We start from the raw sequence: 16,064 nt of genomic DNA, 5'->3' as shown, positions 1-16,064 counted from the left end.
GGTTGGGTTGTCGTCCGATCTGTGAACTACCTGCGACGACTCGTCGATCATGCCACGCGGGAGTAACAGCGAGTAACGCCTTTGTGTACGATCGACCGCGGTCGCCCGACCGACCGATTTGAGCTGAGGGAGTCGCCTGATGTCCGGCACAGTGCCGCCGCCACCGCCGCCAGGCGGGGGCCCCGACGAGGAGTCGGGTGCGCCGCCCCAGAAACAGCACCCGGAGCAGCACCCACCCACCGCGCCCACGCCTGCCCAGCAGGGACCGGTGCAGCGGGTCTCCGCGTCGACACGCATGCCACCGGCGATCTCGCCCGCGAGCCAGTTCTCGCAGGCGGTCACCCCGGCGCCCGCCGCGCCGGGTGCTCCCGTGGTGCAGTCCGTGCACAAGAACGGGGACGCGGGGACGCAGCAACAGCAGTACTACCCCGAGCAGTACGGGTATCAGCAGGGCTATGCGCAGCCCCAGGCCTACGCGCAGCAGGCGCCGCAGCAGCCCTACGCTCAGCAGGCGCCCCAGCAGCCGCAGGCTGGTCAGTACCCCCCGCAGCCGTACCCGCCGCAGGGCTACGACCAGTACGGCCAGCCGGTCTACGCGCCGCAGGGCAGTGGCTACCCGCCCGAGCCGGAGCGTGCGCGCAGGAAGCTCAGCCCGGGCTGGATCGCGTTCATCGCCCTGGACGTACTGCTCGTGGTCGCCGCGATCGTCTTCGCCGTGAGCCTGTTCAACTCTCCCGACAACTCACCGACGGGTGACGGGACGCCGGCCGCCGAGCAGTCGGCCGAGCCGTCTGCCGAGACCGGCCTGGAGACCGCCGGCGGACCCGGCGTCGAGACGTTCGCCGCGCCGTCGCTCAACATCACCTGCACGATCTCCGAGGACGCCGCGACGTGCGGCATCGCGCAGCTCGACCAGAAGCCCGCCCCCGACGACTCGTGCGGCGGCGCGTCCGGCTACGTGGCGAAGGTCGACCCGAGCGGCAACGTGACGCAGCCGTGCGTCGGCAAGAAGGAGCAGCCGAAGGCGGCGCCGGCTGACACCGCGAAGCTGGAGTACGGCCAGACCAAGAAGGTCCATGGATTCACCTGCACGAGCGCCGAGACCGGCATGACGTGCACCGCCGACTCGACGGGCACGGGCTTCTCGATCGCCCGGGCAGGCATAGGCCAGGCCTGACCGACCGGCTCCGCCGAGGTAGGACTGTGGCGAGGTAGAACTGCAGCGATGTAGGACCGCAGCGATGTAGGACCGCAGCGATGTAGGACCGCAGCGGCGAAATTAGGACAGAAGTGGGCCCCGCCGACCGAACGGTCGGCGGGGCCCGCGCGTCCCTCCAGCTCTCACGCGGTAGCAAGCACCGGCTTACTACTGCGAGAGTGTCGGGTCGCCGCGCGTCGGTAGAACGCGCATATCCGCTCCTGCAAGGCTTCGAACTCCACGGTCTCGTCCCAGACGACGCTCTCGACCTGCCATCCTGCATGTTCGATCCCTGCTTGGCGGGAGGATTGCCGGTCGCGTGCCGCGAGAGGATCCCCCAGGAGCCCCGAGAACTTCACAGCGCCGTCGAACTCGAGGCCTGCTCTGATCGCAGGCCATCCGAGGTCGAGCCACGCAGTTCCGCCAGGTATCGCGACTGGCACCTGGATTTGTGGTTGCGGCAGTCCCGCCAGGATCGCTGCGAGCCGCATCAGGACCTCGCCCGGTGACGCGCAGTCCGGGTCGCACAGTTCCATGACCCTCCGCGCCTGCACTACGCCGCGCCCTCCGGCTCGTTCGTCAAGGATCTGCCCGACGACGACCGGATCGGCACCTGCGCGGAACCCGGCCGTCACTATGACGAGCGCGCAGGAGAGTGGAGCGCTGCAGGCCACATCGACCATCGTTCGTTCAAGCGTGGTGACCGGTATGCCGCCGACCACGGTCCGATCCCTGGCAGGCAGTCTCTTGGACCAATGGCGGATCAGGCGCCCTTCGTCCTGGACGGATGGATGATATTCATGGATGACGTGGACGTGCCCGGGATCGCGGTAGGTCCACAGGCCATGGAGGCGTGCCGCCGCGGTGTGGCTGATCCAGAACTCCGTGTCCAGTGCTTCGACGACGCCCCGCACCTCGGTGAGGAACTCGGCGTCGAAGGCACGAACCGACTCCGGCGTCGGGACGTACACACCCCGACGTACCCGCACCACCCTTTCGCTCTTTGCAGCGTCGGCAACCAGGGGCCGGGTCGTCTTGTCGTACTGAAGCGCGGGTGGGACTGTCGGCGGCGGACTGTCAGCTGAGTAGAACCTGGAATGAGGTGCCTCGCCTGCAGTGAGGGCGTCCAACTGCAAAGCGATGCGCCGCAGCGCCAGGGTGTGCGAGGGCGTCGTGGTCATATGCCGATGCTGCACGAAGCGGCGGCCGGCCGTTTACGGGCCGACCGCCGCCTGTGGACAACGCGTCCTGTGGTCGCATTCGCTGCCTAGAACCGTGGTCGTTGGCGACCGCAGTTGCTCGGAAGAAATCCGCTGTGGTTCTACCTCGCCAGGCTCCTACCTCGCCAGGGTTCTACCTCGCCAGGGTTCTACCTCGCCAGGGTTCTACCTCGCCAGGGTTCTACCTCGCCAGGGTTCTACCTCGCCAGGGTTCTACCTCGCCAGGGTTCTACCTCGCCAGGGTTCTACCTCGGCGAGAGGGGGGTCGAGCGGGGTCACCAGATGCGGACGCGGTCCGCTTCCGGGAGGTAGAGGGCGTCGCCCGGCTTGACGTCGTACGTCGTGTAGAACTCGTCCACGTTGCGCACCACGCCGTTGCAGCGGAACTCGTTGGGGGAGTGCGGGTCCGTCGCGAGGCGGCGGAGCACCTCCTCGTCCCGGCCCTTGGACTGCCACACCTGCGCCCAGCCGAGGAAGATCCGCTCCAGGGCGGTCAGCCCGTCCACGACCGGCGCCTCCTCCAGGGGCTTGCCCAGCGCGATCCGGTACGCCTTGATCGCGATCGACAGCCCGCCCAGGTCGCCGATGTTCTCGCCGATCGTGAGGCTGCCGTTGACATGCGCGTCCTCCGCCCCCTCGGCGTCGCCGCCGTCAGTATCAACGGCGGACGCCGCCAGCTGCGCCGGGCGGAACTCGTCGTACTGCGCGATCAGCGCGCTCGTGCGCTTCTCGAACTCGGTGCGGTCAGCGTCGGTCCACCAGTCCTCGAGGCGGCCGTCGCCGTCGTACTTGGAGCCCTGGTCGTCGAACCCGTGCCCGATCTCGTGCCCGATGACGCCGCCGATCCCGCCGAAGTTCACGGCGTCGTCGGCCTCGGGGTCGAAGAACGGGGGCTGCAGGATCGCAGCGGGGAACACGATCTCGTTCATCCCGGGGTTGTAGTACGCGTTGACGGTCTGCGGCGTCATGAACCACTCGTCGCGGTCCAGCGGCTTGCCGATCTTCGCCAGCTCGTAGTCCTGGTCGAACGCGTTGGACCGGCGGACGTTGCCCACCAGGTCGGCCGCGTCGACCCCGAGCTCGGAGTAGTCGCGCCACTTCACCGGGTACCCGACCTTGGGCGTGAACTTCTCGAGCTTGGTCAGGGCCTTGGCCTTGGTCTCGTCGGTCATCCAGTCGAGGCCCTCGATGGACTCCCGGTAGGCCGCGACGAGGGCTTCCACGAGCCGGTCCATCTTGGCCTTGTTCGACGGCGGGAAGTGCCGCGCCACGTACTCGGCGCCCACCACCTCGCCGAGCGCGCCCTCCACGAGCGCCACGCCGCGCTTCCAGCGCTCGCGCACCTCCTGCGCGCCCGTGAGGGTGCGGCCGTAGAAGTCGAAGTTGGCCTCGACGATGTCGTCCGTCAGGTAGGGCGCCCGGGCGCTGACCACGTGGTACGTCATCCAGAGCTGCCAGTCCAGCAGCGACAGCTCGCTCCACAGGGCGGCGAAGCCGGTCGCGAAGTCGGGCTCGCGCACCACGAGGTGGTCGAACGCGCCGTCGGGCACGCCGAGGGCCTCCGCCCAAGCCACCCAGTCGAAACCGGGCGCCGACTCGACGAGGTCGGCGAGCGTCATCGGGTTGTAGGTGAGGGTCGCGTCGCGGTCGCGGACGACGTCCCAGTGGTGGGCGGCGAGCCGCTTCTCCAGCTCGAGGACGCGGCGCGCGGCGTCGTCGCAGGAGATGCCCCACGTCTCGTCGACCTTGGCGAACCGCAGCATCCTGGCCACGTGCGGCAGGTACTTCTTGCGGATCGGGGCGTACTGCTCCTCGCGGTAGTACGCCTCGTCCGGCAAGCCGAGACCGGACTGCCGGAGGTAGACGACGTACTTCTCCGGGTCGGTCGCGTCGTTGTCCACCCAGAAGCGGACACCCGCCGTACCGCCCGTGCGCTGCAGCGTGCCCAGCGCGCGGGTCAGGTCAGCCATGCTGTGGGCGTCCTGGATCAGCGCGAAGTCCTCGTCCAGAGGCGTGGCGCCGAGCCCGGCGATGCGCTCCGTGTCCATGAAGCTCGCGTACAGGTCGCCAATCATGGAGCCGGTGGGCGCATCCTGGATGATCTCCCGGACGTGCACCTCCGCCTGGTCGTAGAGGGCACGGAACGCGCCGTCCATGGCGCGGTCGGCGGGGATCTCGTGGGTGTCGATCCACCGCCCGTTGACGTGGCGGTACAGGTCGTCCTGCGGTCGGGTTGCGGGGTCGAGCGCGTCGAGGTCGATGCCCGACGTGAATCCCGTGGCGTCGGTGGTCATTGCGCCAGCGTACGCAAGAGTTGGCCCGCGGATGAGGGAAGATAGATCCATGCGCCTGCACATCGCCGCCGACCACGCCGGGTACGACCTCAAGCAGCACCTGGTGCAGCACCTGACCACCGCCGGGCACGAGGTGATCGACCACGGGGCCCACGAGCTCGACCCCCTGGACGACTACCCGGCCTTCTGCATCTCGGCCGGCGAGGCCGTCGTCGCGGAGCCGGGTTCGCTCGGCATCGTGATCGGCGGCTCGGGCAACGGGGAGCAGATCGCCGCGAACAAGGTCACGGGCGTGCGCGCCGTGCTCGCGTGGTCGCTGGAGACCGCCAGGCTGGGCCGCCAGCACAACGACGCGAACGTGATCGCCGTGGGCGGCCGCATGCACTCGGTGGAGGAGGCGACGTCGTTCGTCGAGGCCTTCGTGGCCGAGTCGTTCAGCGGCAACGAGCGGCACCAGCGCCGCATCGACCAGCTCGCGGACTACGAGAGCAAGCGTGCCTGAGGGTCACACCGTCCACCGCCTCGCGCGGACGTTCGCCTCGTTGTACTCCGGCCAGATCCTGCGGGTGAGCAGCCCCCAGGGACGGTTCGCCGACGGCGCGGCCGTGCTCGACGGCCGGCGTCTGGTGGCGAGCGAGGCCTGGGGCAAGCAGCTGTTCCTGGGCTTCGCCCCCGCCGGCCGTTCGGCGCCCGCCGACGTGTCAGACGCTCGGGTCACCGGAGTGACCTCAGGCTCTGACATCTTGTGGCTGCGCACGCACCTCGGGCTGTACGGCGCGTGGACGTTCGCGGGCGCCCCGGACGCGCCCGAGGTGGCGCATGCCATCGGCGCGCCCCGGCGTCGGATCGGGGAGCGCGAGACGACGGCGCCGCCTCCGCCGGCGTCGGACGGGTCAGACCCACAGGTCACCCTGGTGAGCTCCACGTCTGACACGTGGATCGTGCCGGAGCCGCGCGGGCAGGTACGCGTGCGCCTGCTCGGCGACCACGCCGTCGCCGACCTCACCGGACCCACGGCCTGCGAGGTGATCACGGCCGAGGAGAAGACGGCGGTCCAGGCGCGCCTCGGCCCCGACCCCATCCGGGACGACGGCGACGTCGAGGCCTTCGTCGCGGCGGTCGGCCGGTCGCGGGTGACGATCGGGCAGCAGCTCATGGACCAGGCTGTCGTCGCCGGGGTCGGGAACATCTACCGCGCCGAGGCCCTGTTCCGGGCCGGCGTCGACCCGCTGCGCCCGGGACGTGACGTCCCCGCCGCCGCGGTCCGGGCCATCTGGGACGACCTGGTGACGCTCATGCGCGACGGCGCCGCGCACGGCGCGATCGTGACGACCCGGCCCGCGGACCGCCCGGTCCGTCGAGAACAGGACCCTGACCAGGGCTCAGGTGAACACAGGCCCGATGTCGACGGGCGACGTCGGACCCGGCAGAACACCGACGGCGCGCCGGACGCCGTGCCCGCCGACCAGGCGTTCTACGTCTACCACCGGGACGGTCTGCCGTGCCGCGTGTGCGGGACGCCGGTGCTGATCAAGGAGCTGGCAGGCCGCAACCTGTTCTGGTGCGACACCTGCCAGACCTGACCGTCGACACCGCGGACAGCCCTTGGTTGTGAGGGTGACCGTTGCGTCTAAAACGGACGCGTAGTCGCAACGGTCGCGCCCACAACCAAGCCTGGGCGGGGGTTGTCAGAAGACCCAGGACGACGCCGGCGCGACCGGCCAGCCGAACGCCGTGCTCGCGCGGGCCAGCACGCCCTCACGCTGCCCGGGGCGCGGGTGCTCGGTGACGAGTCCGGCCGCGGCCAGCGCCGCGAGCGACTTGCCGCCCAGATAGGCGGCGCCCAGCTCGCGGACGTCGAGGGACAGCTCGGGGGAGTCGAACTCCGGGTCCACCCGCTCCACCGACGCCGGCCCGAAGGCCTCCGCCTGCAGGCGGTAGACCCCGGCGTTGGCGGGCAGCCGCGTGTCGGTCACGGCGAGCGTGACGTCGACGTCGGCCGCGTACTGGCGTCCGGCGAGCGCCGCGGCGACGTCGACCAGCCGGACCCAGACGTTGTCCGGGGTGCGCGGTTCGGCGGCGCGCAGGTTCACCAGGAGGTGCGTGATCACGTCGTCCACGGGCAGGACGAACGGCGCGACCTCGTTCGTCAGGTCGAGGTCGAGCAGCGCGCCCCACAGGGCCCGCGCGGCGGCGGCGTCGAGCGCGACGACCTCGCCGGCGTGGACCCGCCCGCGCGGCCCGGCGGCCTCCCAGTTCAGGGTGCGGCGGAACGTGACGTAGCCGCGCGGTTCGCCGTCGAGCTCGACGATCATGATGCGCCGGGACTCGCGCCCGTCGCGGTAGATCGGGGCGTCGGCCCACCAGTAGGCCTGCAGCTCCTCGGTCTCGCGCGTGACCCAGCCCGGGCGATTGATGCCGGGCACGCCCGTGGGTGCGGCGCCTGCCGCGCGATGCAGGCGGTCCTCGAGCTCGCCGTGCTTCTCGCGAGTGGCGACCTCGACCCGGACGGTGTGCCGCTCGGCTCCCGGTACGTCCCGGAGGGCCGCGCCGCGCGGGATCTTCAGGCGGAGGTCGTCGGCCGCGTGGCCGTAACCGAACCGGCCGTAGATCGGCGCCTCGGCGGCGAACAGGGCGCTGAGCGCCTCGCCGCGCTCGGCGGAGCGCGCCAGGTGCAGGTTGATCATCGCCGTCAGCAGGCCGCGGCGGCGGTGCTGCGGGTGCACGCCCACCCAGGTCAGGCCTGCGGTCGGCAGCTCGGCGCCGGGCACGGGGAAGTGCCCGAAGGGGTAGGACGCGTGCAGCGCCACCAGCCCGTCGGATCCCTCGGCCTCGATCGCTATCGCGCGCTCCCAGGTCAGGGGCGACGGGGTGGCGTCGATGTCGTCGTGGGCAAGGCCTGTGGGGAACGCCCACGTGTCCAGCTCGGTCACGAGCCGCTGGTCGTCCGGGGTCAGCGTGCGCCAGCGGTAGCCGGCGGGCAGGGCAATCTCGGGAAGAGCCATAGGCCGATCGTCGCACCGCAGGGCAAGCGGAAATCTGCCGGGCACTGTCGGTGTCCGCGTCTACGATCGCACTCGTGACCGACCAGCCACCCGGAGCCCAGCTGACCGATGTCGAGGAGTACGCCGCCGCGGTGCTGGACGTCGTGCGGCGCATCCCCTCGGGCCGCGCGATGACGTACGGGCTGATCGCCGAGATCGTCGGTGAGGAGCTCGGCCGTGGCGGGCCGCGCCAGGTGGGGAGCGTCATGGCCGGGTCGGGGGACCGGTACGCGCACCTGGTCCCGGACGACGACGCGGGCCGGGCGGGCGACGGCGACCCGGACGACGGCGGACGCGTGCCCTGGTGGCGCGTCGTCAACGCGGCCGGATCCCCGCCCCAGCAGCACCTGACCAAGGCCTTGGACGCGCTGCGCGCGGAGGGCTGCCCGCTGTCCCGCGACGGCGCCCGCGTGAACCTGAGGCGCGCGGTGTGGTTCCCCGAGGACGCCGCGGAGCCGGCGCACGACGCCGAGTGAGACCGGAGACGGCGGGGGGCGGCGATCGGGCAGCCTCGGGCGGAGTCACCCACAGTTCACGCGCGGGGACTGGTGCGTTCACTGCGGCGGGCTAGCGTCCTGAGGCGAAACTGATCCGTCCGGAGGTTCTGTCATGCACCGCCACTTCTCCCGTCCTGCCAGGATTTTCGGAGCGTCGCTGCTCGCTGCCGGGCTGGCCGCGTCGGGTCTGACCTCCGCCGCCGCTGAGACACCCCCCGCTGAGACACCCGCGGCAGAGACACCCGCCGAGGCACCCACTGCCGCGCACGCCCAGCACCACTCCAAGCGCGCCGCGACCCTCCTGTACTTCCACGACGCGCACGAGATCGGCCCGGTGCTGTCCGGCGGCCAGGACCGCGGCGGCGTCGCCCGCCTGGCCACGGCGGTGCGCACGGTCGAGGAGCAGAACCCGGCCACGGCCCTCGTCTTCGGCGGGGACCTCGCCGGCGGGACGCTGTTCGGCGGCCTCTACAAGGGTGTGCCGATGGTCGACGCACTCAACGAGGTGGGCGTGGACCTGGCGAACTTCGGCCAGCACGACTTCGACTTCGGCGTGGACCACGCGCGCGAGCTGGTCGCGGCGTCCGAGTTCCCGTGGATCACGTCCAACCTGACCGACACCGCGGGGTCGCCCTTCGTCGAGGACGGCACCTGGGCGGTGCGGCGGGTGGGCAAGGTCCGCGTCGGTTTCGTGGGCCTCACGGATGCCATCGAGACGACGTCGGCTGCGGGCGACCTCGTCGAGACCGACCCGGTGGAGGCGGCGCGCGCCGCCGTCGCCGACCTGAAGGCGCACGCCAGGGTCGACGTCGTCGTGGCCGTGACCCAGTACCCGATGGACGAGAACCATGAGCTGGCGCGGGCCGTGCCGGAGCTGGACGCCGTCTTCGGCGAGGAGATGGCCGAGTACGAGTCCGTGATCGAGTACGAGGGGGACGTGCCGCTCATGGCGTCCGAGGGGAACATCGGCTCGCTCATCCGCCTGGACATCACCAAGCGGCGCGGTGAGCACGTCGTCGCGCCGTCGGTCATCGAGGTGGACCATACGGTCGTCCCCGACCCTGAGCTGCGCGAGGTCGAGGAGCGCTACGCGGCCGAGATGGACGAGCGGCTGTCCGAGGTGCTGGCCGACGTCGAGACCCCGCTGCTCGACCCCGACCAGGACAGTCGCAACCAGGAGACCGCCCTGGGCAACTTCGTGGCGGATGCGTTCCGGGCGCGGCACCAGGCCGACGTCGGCTGGGTGAACGGCGGCGGCCTGCGCGCCGAGGCGCCGGGGCCGCAGTTCACGCTCCGCGACGCCTACTCGATCGCGCCCTTCAGCAACCGGGTGCTGAAGGTACGGGTCACCGGGGCGGGCCTGCTCAAGTCGCTGGAGGACGCGGTGTCCGAGGTGGAGGACGCCGGCGGCGGCTTCCCGCAGGTGTCCGGCATGGCGTACGCGTACTCGCCGAGCGCCGCAGTCGGCTCGCGGGTGAGCGACGTCCGGGTGGGCGGGCAGCCGCTCGACCCCGCGGCGTCGTACACGGTTGCGGTGACGAACTACGTCGCCGGGGGCGGCGACGGTGTCAGCGGCTTCGCGGACGCCGAAGAGCTCGTGCCGATCGGGGAAGCCCCGGTGGACGCCGAGGTGATCGCCGACCACGCCCGCACCCTGGGCACGATCGATGTCGAACCGGACGGCCGCATCACCGTCCTCCTCCCGTAAGCCGTCGTTGAGCGCTGGATACTCGCCCCGTCAACGCTCGAAACAGGGCGAATACCCAGCACTCAACGGACGCGTCGGGGGGCTACCCGCGACAGGAGGGCGCCCGCCGTCTGGCGGGCGCGGCCTGCGAGCGACGAGTCCTGCGACGCCGCCAGCACACCAAGCATCGAGGCCGGGTCGCCCTGGAGGAGCAGCGTCGTGATCGCGGTGTTCTCCCAGGTCGGCAGCTCTCGGCGGATCTTGTCGATCGGCCCGACGAGCGCGATCTCCTCCACGAGCTGCGTCGGCACGGCCTTCGCGGCCTCCTCCTTGCGCCCGGCAAGGTACAGCTCCTGCACCTTGTCGAGCGGCTCCTGGTAGCCGAGCCGGTCGAGCGACTGCTTGTGGAAGTTCGCCTCCTTGGCGCCCATCCCGCCTGCGTACAGGGCGATGAAGGGGCGGACGACGTCGGCGGCGGCCTCGACGTCGTCCCGCACGACGACGGGGACGCCCGCGCACACCTCGAACCCGTCAGCCGGCGAACGCTCCTCCGAACGCGCGTCGAAGCCCTCCGCGAGCAGGGCGCGGAACTCGTCGTCCATCCGGGGCGCGTAGAAGCCGGCCATCCAGCCGTCGGCTATCTCGGCCGCGAGGGCCACGTTCTTGGGACCCTGCGCGGCCAGCACGATCGGGATCTCCGGGCGGAACGGGTGCACCGTCGGCTTGAGGGCCTTGCCCAGCCCCATCGAACCGGGCGCGTCGGCGGGCAGCGGCAGCTGGTAGAACGAGCCGTCGTGGGTCACGGGTGCCTCGCGGCGCATGACCTGCCGCACGACGTCGACGTACTCGCGTGTCCGGGCCAGCGGCCGCTTGTACGGCTGGCCGTACCAGCCCTCGACGACCTGCGGGCCCGAGGCGCCGAGCCCGAGCACGAACCGGCCCTTCGACAGGTGGTCCATCGTGAGGGCCTGCATGGCGGTCGCTGTCGGCGTGCGGGCCGAGAGCTGAGCGATGCCCGTGCCCAGCCGCACGTTCCGGGTGCGGGAACCCCACCAGGCCAGCGGCGAGAAGGCGTCCGAGCCGTAGGCCTCCGCCGTCCAGACCGAGTCGAGGCCGAGCTTGTCGGCGGCCACGATGAACAGCTGGATGCCCTTGGGGGGCTTGCGGGACCAGTAGCCGGTCTGGATTCCGATGCGCATGTGGGGGTCACCTCGTCGTGGGAACGTCTTACCTGGGACGGCGCGTCCCAGATACTGCCCACACCCTACCGGGTGCGCGGGCTGCAGCTGCGCTGCCGCCCACCACCGAGGCCTCTACCGTTAGCGTGGCGGATTGTGGCCACTGACCGGCACTTCCGCCTCTAACGCGTCGGCGCGACGAATCTCCGCCTCGGCGTCGTTTATCTCCTGTTGTGAAATCGGGCCGTGGAGCTCCTCGTACTCGGCGAGGACATGCCGAGCGGTCGAGACTCTCGGCGCGGCGGAGCGCGTCCTCCTCGGCCAGGACCTCGGCCTCACGTGAGCTGCGGTGCGTGCATTCCATCGGATCACGCCCTTCGAGAGCGGGGCCACGTGCACCCGCATTGATCACGTTCCGCTTTCCGCCTGGACGGCCAGCCGCACTCTAGTCGTGCAGTGGTGCGGGTGCTCGTCGAACCGGAGGTCTACGGTGGCTTCGTGGCCACCTACGACGACGTCGCCCGGCTCGCCCTCGCGCTGCCCGAGACCGCCGAGGGGGTCAGCCGCGAGCACCGGGCCTGGTCCGTCGGCAACAAGGCGTTCGCGTGGGAGCGCCCGTTCACCAAGGCCGATCTCAAGCGGTTCGGGGACGATCCCGTGCCGGAGGGGCCGATCATCGGCGTGCGGGTCGAGGACCTGGGCGAGAAGGAAGCGATCCTTGCCGAGGGTCGGCCGGGGTTTTTCACCATCCAGCACTTCGACGGTTTCGCCGGGCTGCTGATCCAGCTCGACGTCGTCGGCGACGTCGAGCTGCGGGAGGCCCTGGTCGACGCCTGGCTCGCCACGGCGCCGCCGCGCCTAGCGGAGCAGCACGCGGACACATTGCGCTGAGGGTCGCGCGAGGTCAGATCGAGTACTCGATGAGCTCCGACGGGTCCTCGTGGCGTTCGCGCTCCGCCACCGGCGCCTGCGGCACCCGGATCCGCGCGGGTATCCCCACCGCGACGGCCCCGGCGGGCACGTCCTTCACGACGACGGCGTTGGCGCCGATCTGCGCGTCGTCCCCGACCCAGACGGGACCGAGCACCTTCGCGCCCGCGCCGACCGTCACGCGGTCGCCCAGGGTCGGGTGGCGCTTTCCCCGGTTGAGCGACCGCCCGCCCAGGGTGACGCCGTGGTACAGCATGACGTCGTCACCCACCACCGCCGTCTCACCGATCACGACACCCATGCCGTGGTCGATGAACAGTCGCTGCCCCAGCCGCGCGCCCGGGTGGATCTCGATTCCCGTCGCCGCCCGCGCGAACTGCGAGAGCAGCCGCGCGGGCAGGCGAAGGGAAGGGACCCGCCACAGGCGGTGTGCCGCGCGGTACGCCCAGAGCGCGTGTACGCCCGGGTAGGCGAGGGCGACCTCCAGGCGGGACCGTGCGGCCGGGTCGTGGGCGCGCGCGGCGTCGAGGTCCTCGGCGAGGACCTGGAACAGCCCGCGCACCCCCGCCATCAGTCGACCAGACCCTCGAACAGCGGGGTGGACAGGTAGCGCTCGCCGAAGTCGGGGATGATCACGACGATGGTCTTGCCGGCGTTCTCCGGGCGCTTCGCGACCTGCAGGGCCGCCGCCAGGGCGGCGCCGGACGAAGTGCCGACCAGCAGGCCCTCCTCCTTGGCCGACCGACGCGCGGCGTCGATGGCGGTGGCGAGGTTGATGTCGATGACCTCGTCGTACACCTTGGTGTCGAGGATCTCCGGCACGAAGTTGGCGCCGATGCCCTGGATCTTGTGCGGGCCGGGGGCGCCGCCGTTCAGGATGGGCGACTCCTCGGGCTCGACCGCGACGACCTTGATGTCGGGGTTCCTGTCCTTCAGCACCTGGCCCACACCGGTGATGGTGCCGCCCGTGCCGATGCCGGACACCAGGATGTCGACCTGGCCGTCGGTGTCGGCCCAGATCTCCTCGGCGGTGGTCTCGCGGTGGATCTTCGGGTTGGCCTCGTTGGCGAACTGACGGGCCAGGATGGCGCCCGGGCGCTCCTGCGCGATCTTCTCGGCCGCCGCGACGGCGCCCTTCATGCCCTCGGCGCCCGGCGTGAGCACGAGCTCGGCGCCGTACGCGCGCAGCAGTGCGCGGCGCTCCTTGGACATGGTCTCCGGCATCGCGAGAACCACCTTGTAACCGCGTGCCGCGCCTACCCAGGCCAGGGCGATGCCCGTGTTCCCGGAGGTGCCCTCGACGATCGTGCCGCCCTCCTTGAGCTCACCGGACGCCTCGGCGGCGTCGATGATCGACACGCCGATGCGGTCCTTCACGGAGTTGGCGGGGTTGTAGAACTCGAGCTTCCCGAGAACCGTCGCCTCGAGGCCTTCGGTGAGGTGGTTGAGCTTGACGAGCGGGGTGTTGCCGATGAGCTTGGTCGCGTCGTCGTAGATGCGGGCCATTGTTTCTTCCTTCGCTGTGTGGCGGGTGTGGCTGGCTGGAGTCGTGCGTGCCCGACGTCGTCGCCCAGGTCGTGCGGATGCGAACCTCGGGTCTGGCGTGGAGCGTCTGGGGCTGGTGTCGGGGCCGGAGCGTCGCGCTGGCGCCTGGGCCACGTTCGGCGGAGCCGATGTGGTCGGACGCGAAGCGGACGCTCTACAGACAGCCTCGGGGGCAGCAGCCGGTTGCGCACATCCAGTGCGTGGCGGCCGGACGGAAGGCGGTGGGGAGTGCGGAGCGCACGGTGCTCAAGACGTCCTCCCTGCGTGGGGCGGCCGGATGGCCGCGCGGCTGCGTGTTCCGTTGGCGGGCCAGCGGCTCGCCTGGAGCAGATTACGCGGGGGAGGACTCTGAGACAAGATCTGTCTCAGCTATCGATCATGTCGATGCTTTGCGACACGGCCCCGGGTCGTCGAGGCCCCGCCGGGAGACACCACATCGGCCCCGGTCCACTGAAGGACCGAGGCCGACGGGTTGCTGGAGGGCGCTGCGACTGCCCGCTTGGCGCAGGTCAGCTCAGTGCAGGTCAGGCGGCGAACCGGCCGAGCCGGCCGGCGGTGGCGGCCGTCGTCGCGACCGTCTCGACGGTGGACTCGGCATCGGCATCGGCATCGGCATCGGCAGTGCCGCCGCCGATGTTGATGTCCGAGCACAGGTAGTACGGCTGGTCGAGGTGGGAGGCCTGCCAGATCGTGTACAGGACGGCGCGACCGCTACGCCCGGACAGGTCGACGTCCGTCTCGTAGGTGCCCTGCGACGGGTAGGAGCCGGTCTCCTTGACCAGGTCGACGTCGTCCCAGCCGAGCGCCTCCGTCGTCGGGTCGAAGCCGGGCTTGGAGACGTAGATGCGCAGGTAGTCCGCGCCGTGGCGCGCCTGGTCGGTCAGCGTGAGGTGGAACTGCTGCGGCACGTCCTTGGCGACCCACGGGCCAGGGGTGTCCATGTAGTCGTACCGCGGTGACTGGGTGCGTCCACCCGAGCAGAGCTGCCCGTTGGGTATGACGCCCTCGTGGTTCCCGCCGACGTTCTCCCGGTAGAGGCCGTTCCAGTTCCACATCGCGTTGGGGTCGTGCTGCCACGCGCCCCAGCACATCGGGTCGATGTTGGCCATCTCCGGGTTCAGGTGATCGCTGCCCCAGCGCTCGAAGCACCCGTAGTTGCGGGTGGGTGGGTCGGTCACTGAGCCATGAGCGGCGGCGGGAGCGGCTGCGACGGTGCCGACGGTGACCGCGGTGACCATGGCGAACGGCGCGACCAGCGCCGCGGTGATGGCGAGCGTGAGACTGCGCTTGTGCGCACGGATGGACATTGGTTCCTCCAGGTGCTCGGCTGGTGCGCCTGGCGGAGCCCGCCACGGCGCGTGCAGGACCACTGTGCGGAGGCGGCACGGGCGAAACTACCCGGTGAAACGATTAGAGTTTCTGCCGCCGTCGTGAAAGGAATGAGTGGTGAACCAGTCCCGGATTCGCGAGGCATCGGCCCACGACGACGCCGTCGTGCTCGAGCTGATGACCGAGTACATGGCCTGGGCGCTCGCCACGTTCGAGCAGACGTACGGCTTCGCGATGGGTATGGAGGTGCAGCAGACGGCTGACGCCCTGGGCAAGTTCCGACGTCCGTCCGGCATGATCGGGCTTGCCGAGGTCGACGGCGCGCCCGCCGGCGTCGCCGCGCTCCGCGTGCAGGACGACGGCGCCGCCGAGATCAAGCGGATGTTCGTGCGCCCCGAGCACCGCGGCGCGCACCTGGGCTCCGAGATGCTCGACTGGCTGCTGGACCTGTGTCGCGATGACCTTCGGGCGCCGGTGGTCCGGCTGGACAGCAACCGCTTCATGCGCGACGCCCACCGGCTCTACGAGTCGCGCGGGTTCGTGGAGCGCTCGCCGTACGAGGGTTCCGAGATTCCCGCGGAGCTCCAGCACCTCTGGCGGTTCTACGAGCTGCGCCTCGACTGAGTCGGCTACAGCGCTCGGTCGACGGCGGTCCGGACCGGCGTCGGACGCGTCCGCGAGGGGAGGACTGGCGAGCCCTGGCTGGTGGAGCGAACTGTGCCTATGGTCGGGGAAACCGAGTGTCTCGGAGGTTCGTATGGCTGTCACCGACCCGCCCGCCGTCGTCCCGCCCGTCATCCAGGAGTTCATCGACGCCACCAACGCTGCCGACACCGAGCGATTCGTCGCCACCTTCGCGGACGATGCCTACCTGAACGACTGGGGACGCGAGTTCCGCGGACCGGACGGCGTCCGGAGCTGGAACGAGACCGACAACATCGGCATGCAGAGCCAGTTCGAGCTGATCTCGGTGCTGCCCGGAGCCGCGCACGGCGAGTACACCGCGAACATCAAGGTGACGAGCAACCGGTTCAACGGGACCGGGCCGTTCAAGTTCCAGCTGCGCGACGGGAAGATCGCGAGCCTGGTCCTCAGCTGAGGTGGCCAACCAGGTGCAGAGCGCTGAGTCCCGTCGCTCACCA

General features: G+C 70.7%; 15 protein-coding genes. 8 read left to right on the top strand and 7 right to left on the bottom strand.

Annotated features, from left to right (window positions below; translation table 11 throughout):
- Nucleotides 1-139 precede the first annotated feature (139 nt).
- A complete protein-coding gene (locus EW117_RS11735; RefSeq protein WP_129786907.1) occupies nucleotides 140-1,177 on the top strand; it encodes a hypothetical protein in 1,038 nt (345 codons plus the stop codon).
- Between the two features lie 164 nt (nucleotides 1,178-1,341).
- On the opposite strand, the gene EW117_RS11730 is transcribed toward EW117_RS11735, so the two are convergent.
- Together EW117_RS11730 and EW117_RS11725 are read right to left on the bottom strand one after the other, a co-directional pair.
- Nucleotides 1,342-2,379, bottom strand: a complete 1,038-nt coding sequence (locus tag EW117_RS11730; protein WP_129786906.1) for a hypothetical protein — start codon at nucleotides 2,377-2,379, stop codon at nucleotides 1,342-1,344.
- A gap of 314 nt (nucleotides 2,380-2,693) precedes the next feature.
- The gene (locus EW117_RS11725) at nucleotides 2,694-4,712 is read right to left on the bottom strand and encodes a M13 family metallopeptidase (RefSeq protein WP_129786905.1); all 2,019 of its coding nucleotides are present in this window, start codon (nucleotides 4,710-4,712) and stop codon (nucleotides 2,694-2,696) included.
- Nucleotides 4,713-4,761: 49 nt separating this feature from the next.
- Between EW117_RS11725 and EW117_RS11720 the strand changes: the two genes are divergently transcribed.
- Together EW117_RS11720 and EW117_RS11715 are read left to right on the top strand one after the other, a co-directional pair.
- Nucleotides 4,762-5,214: a ribose-5-phosphate isomerase gene (locus EW117_RS11720; protein ID WP_129786904.1), complete on the top strand. Its 453-nt coding sequence runs from the start codon at nucleotides 4,762-4,764 to the stop codon at nucleotides 5,212-5,214.
- Nucleotides 5,207-6,295, top strand: coding sequence for an Fpg/Nei family DNA glycosylase (locus EW117_RS11715; protein WP_129786903.1), 1,089 nt, complete (start codon nucleotides 5,207-5,209; stop codon nucleotides 6,293-6,295). The genes EW117_RS11720 and EW117_RS11715 overlap by 8 nt, the downstream gene beginning before the upstream one ends.
- 105 nt (nucleotides 6,296-6,400) lie before the next feature.
- Here the strand turns inward: EW117_RS11715 and EW117_RS11710 are convergent, their stop codons facing one another.
- The gene (locus EW117_RS11710; RefSeq protein WP_129786902.1) at nucleotides 6,401-7,717 is read right to left on the bottom strand and encodes a GNAT family N-acetyltransferase; all 1,317 of its coding nucleotides are present in this window, start codon (nucleotides 7,715-7,717) and stop codon (nucleotides 6,401-6,403) included.
- A 74-nt stretch (nucleotides 7,718-7,791) separates the two neighbouring features.
- Between EW117_RS11710 and EW117_RS11705 the strand changes: the two genes are divergently transcribed.
- Both EW117_RS11705 and EW117_RS11700 read left to right on the top strand, forming a co-directional pair.
- Nucleotides 7,792-8,232 (top strand): MGMT family protein, encoded by a 441-nt coding sequence (locus tag EW117_RS11705; protein WP_277986460.1) that lies wholly within the window; start codon nucleotides 7,792-7,794, stop codon nucleotides 8,230-8,232.
- A 133-nt stretch (nucleotides 8,233-8,365) separates the two neighbouring features.
- Nucleotides 8,366-9,961: a bifunctional metallophosphatase/5'-nucleotidase gene (locus tag EW117_RS11700; protein ID WP_129786899.1), complete on the top strand. Its 1,596-nt coding sequence runs from the start codon at nucleotides 8,366-8,368 to the stop codon at nucleotides 9,959-9,961.
- Between the two features lie 62 nt (nucleotides 9,962-10,023).
- Here the strand turns inward: EW117_RS11700 and EW117_RS11695 are convergent, their stop codons facing one another.
- Nucleotides 10,024-11,139 (bottom strand): LLM class F420-dependent oxidoreductase, encoded by a 1,116-nt coding sequence (locus EW117_RS11695; RefSeq protein WP_129786897.1) that lies wholly within the window; start codon nucleotides 11,137-11,139, stop codon nucleotides 10,024-10,026.
- Nucleotides 11,140-11,616: 477 nt separating this feature from the next.
- Here EW117_RS11695 and EW117_RS11690 point away from each other — a divergent pair, with 477 nt between their 5' ends.
- Nucleotides 11,617-12,009, top strand: coding sequence for an MmcQ/YjbR family DNA-binding protein (locus tag EW117_RS11690; RefSeq protein ID WP_129786895.1), 393 nt, complete (start codon nucleotides 11,617-11,619; stop codon nucleotides 12,007-12,009).
- Nucleotides 12,010-12,022: 13 nt separating this feature from the next.
- Here the strand turns inward: EW117_RS11690 and epsC are convergent, their stop codons facing one another.
- The 3 genes from epsC to EW117_RS11675 form a co-directional block, all read right to left on the bottom strand.
- Entirely contained in the window at nucleotides 12,023-12,619 is a 597-nt protein-coding gene (gene epsC / locus EW117_RS11685) for a serine O-acetyltransferase EpsC (protein WP_129786893.1), read from the bottom strand.
- A complete protein-coding gene (cysK, locus tag EW117_RS11680; protein ID WP_129786891.1) occupies nucleotides 12,619-13,554 on the bottom strand; it encodes a cysteine synthase A in 936 nt (311 codons plus the stop codon). Before cysK ends, epsC begins: the two co-directional genes overlap by 1 nt.
- A 563-nt stretch (nucleotides 13,555-14,117) precedes the next feature.
- A complete protein-coding gene (locus tag EW117_RS11675) occupies nucleotides 14,118-14,900 on the bottom strand; it encodes a lytic polysaccharide monooxygenase auxiliary activity family 9 protein (RefSeq protein ID WP_129786889.1) in 783 nt (260 codons plus the stop codon).
- A 139-nt stretch (nucleotides 14,901-15,039) separates the two neighbouring features.
- Here EW117_RS11675 and EW117_RS11670 point away from each other — a divergent pair, with 139 nt between their 5' ends.
- Nucleotides 15,040-15,546: a GNAT family N-acetyltransferase gene (locus tag EW117_RS11670; protein WP_129786887.1), complete on the top strand. Its 507-nt coding sequence runs from the start codon at nucleotides 15,040-15,042 to the stop codon at nucleotides 15,544-15,546.
- Nucleotides 15,547-15,679: 133 nt separating this feature from the next.
- On the top strand, nucleotides 15,680-16,021 hold the full coding sequence (locus EW117_RS11665; RefSeq protein WP_129786885.1) for a nuclear transport factor 2 family protein: 342 nt from the start codon (nucleotides 15,680-15,682) through the stop codon (nucleotides 16,019-16,021).
- Nucleotides 16,022-16,064 lie beyond the last annotated feature (43 nt).

This window comes from Promicromonospora panici, assembly GCF_900608595.1.
Classification (GTDB): Bacteria; Actinomycetota; Actinomycetes; order Actinomycetales; family Cellulomonadaceae; genus Promicromonospora; species Promicromonospora panici.
The sequence above is the reverse complement of the archived record's forward strand: the minus strand, read 5'-3'. Positions and strand labels throughout refer to the sequence as shown.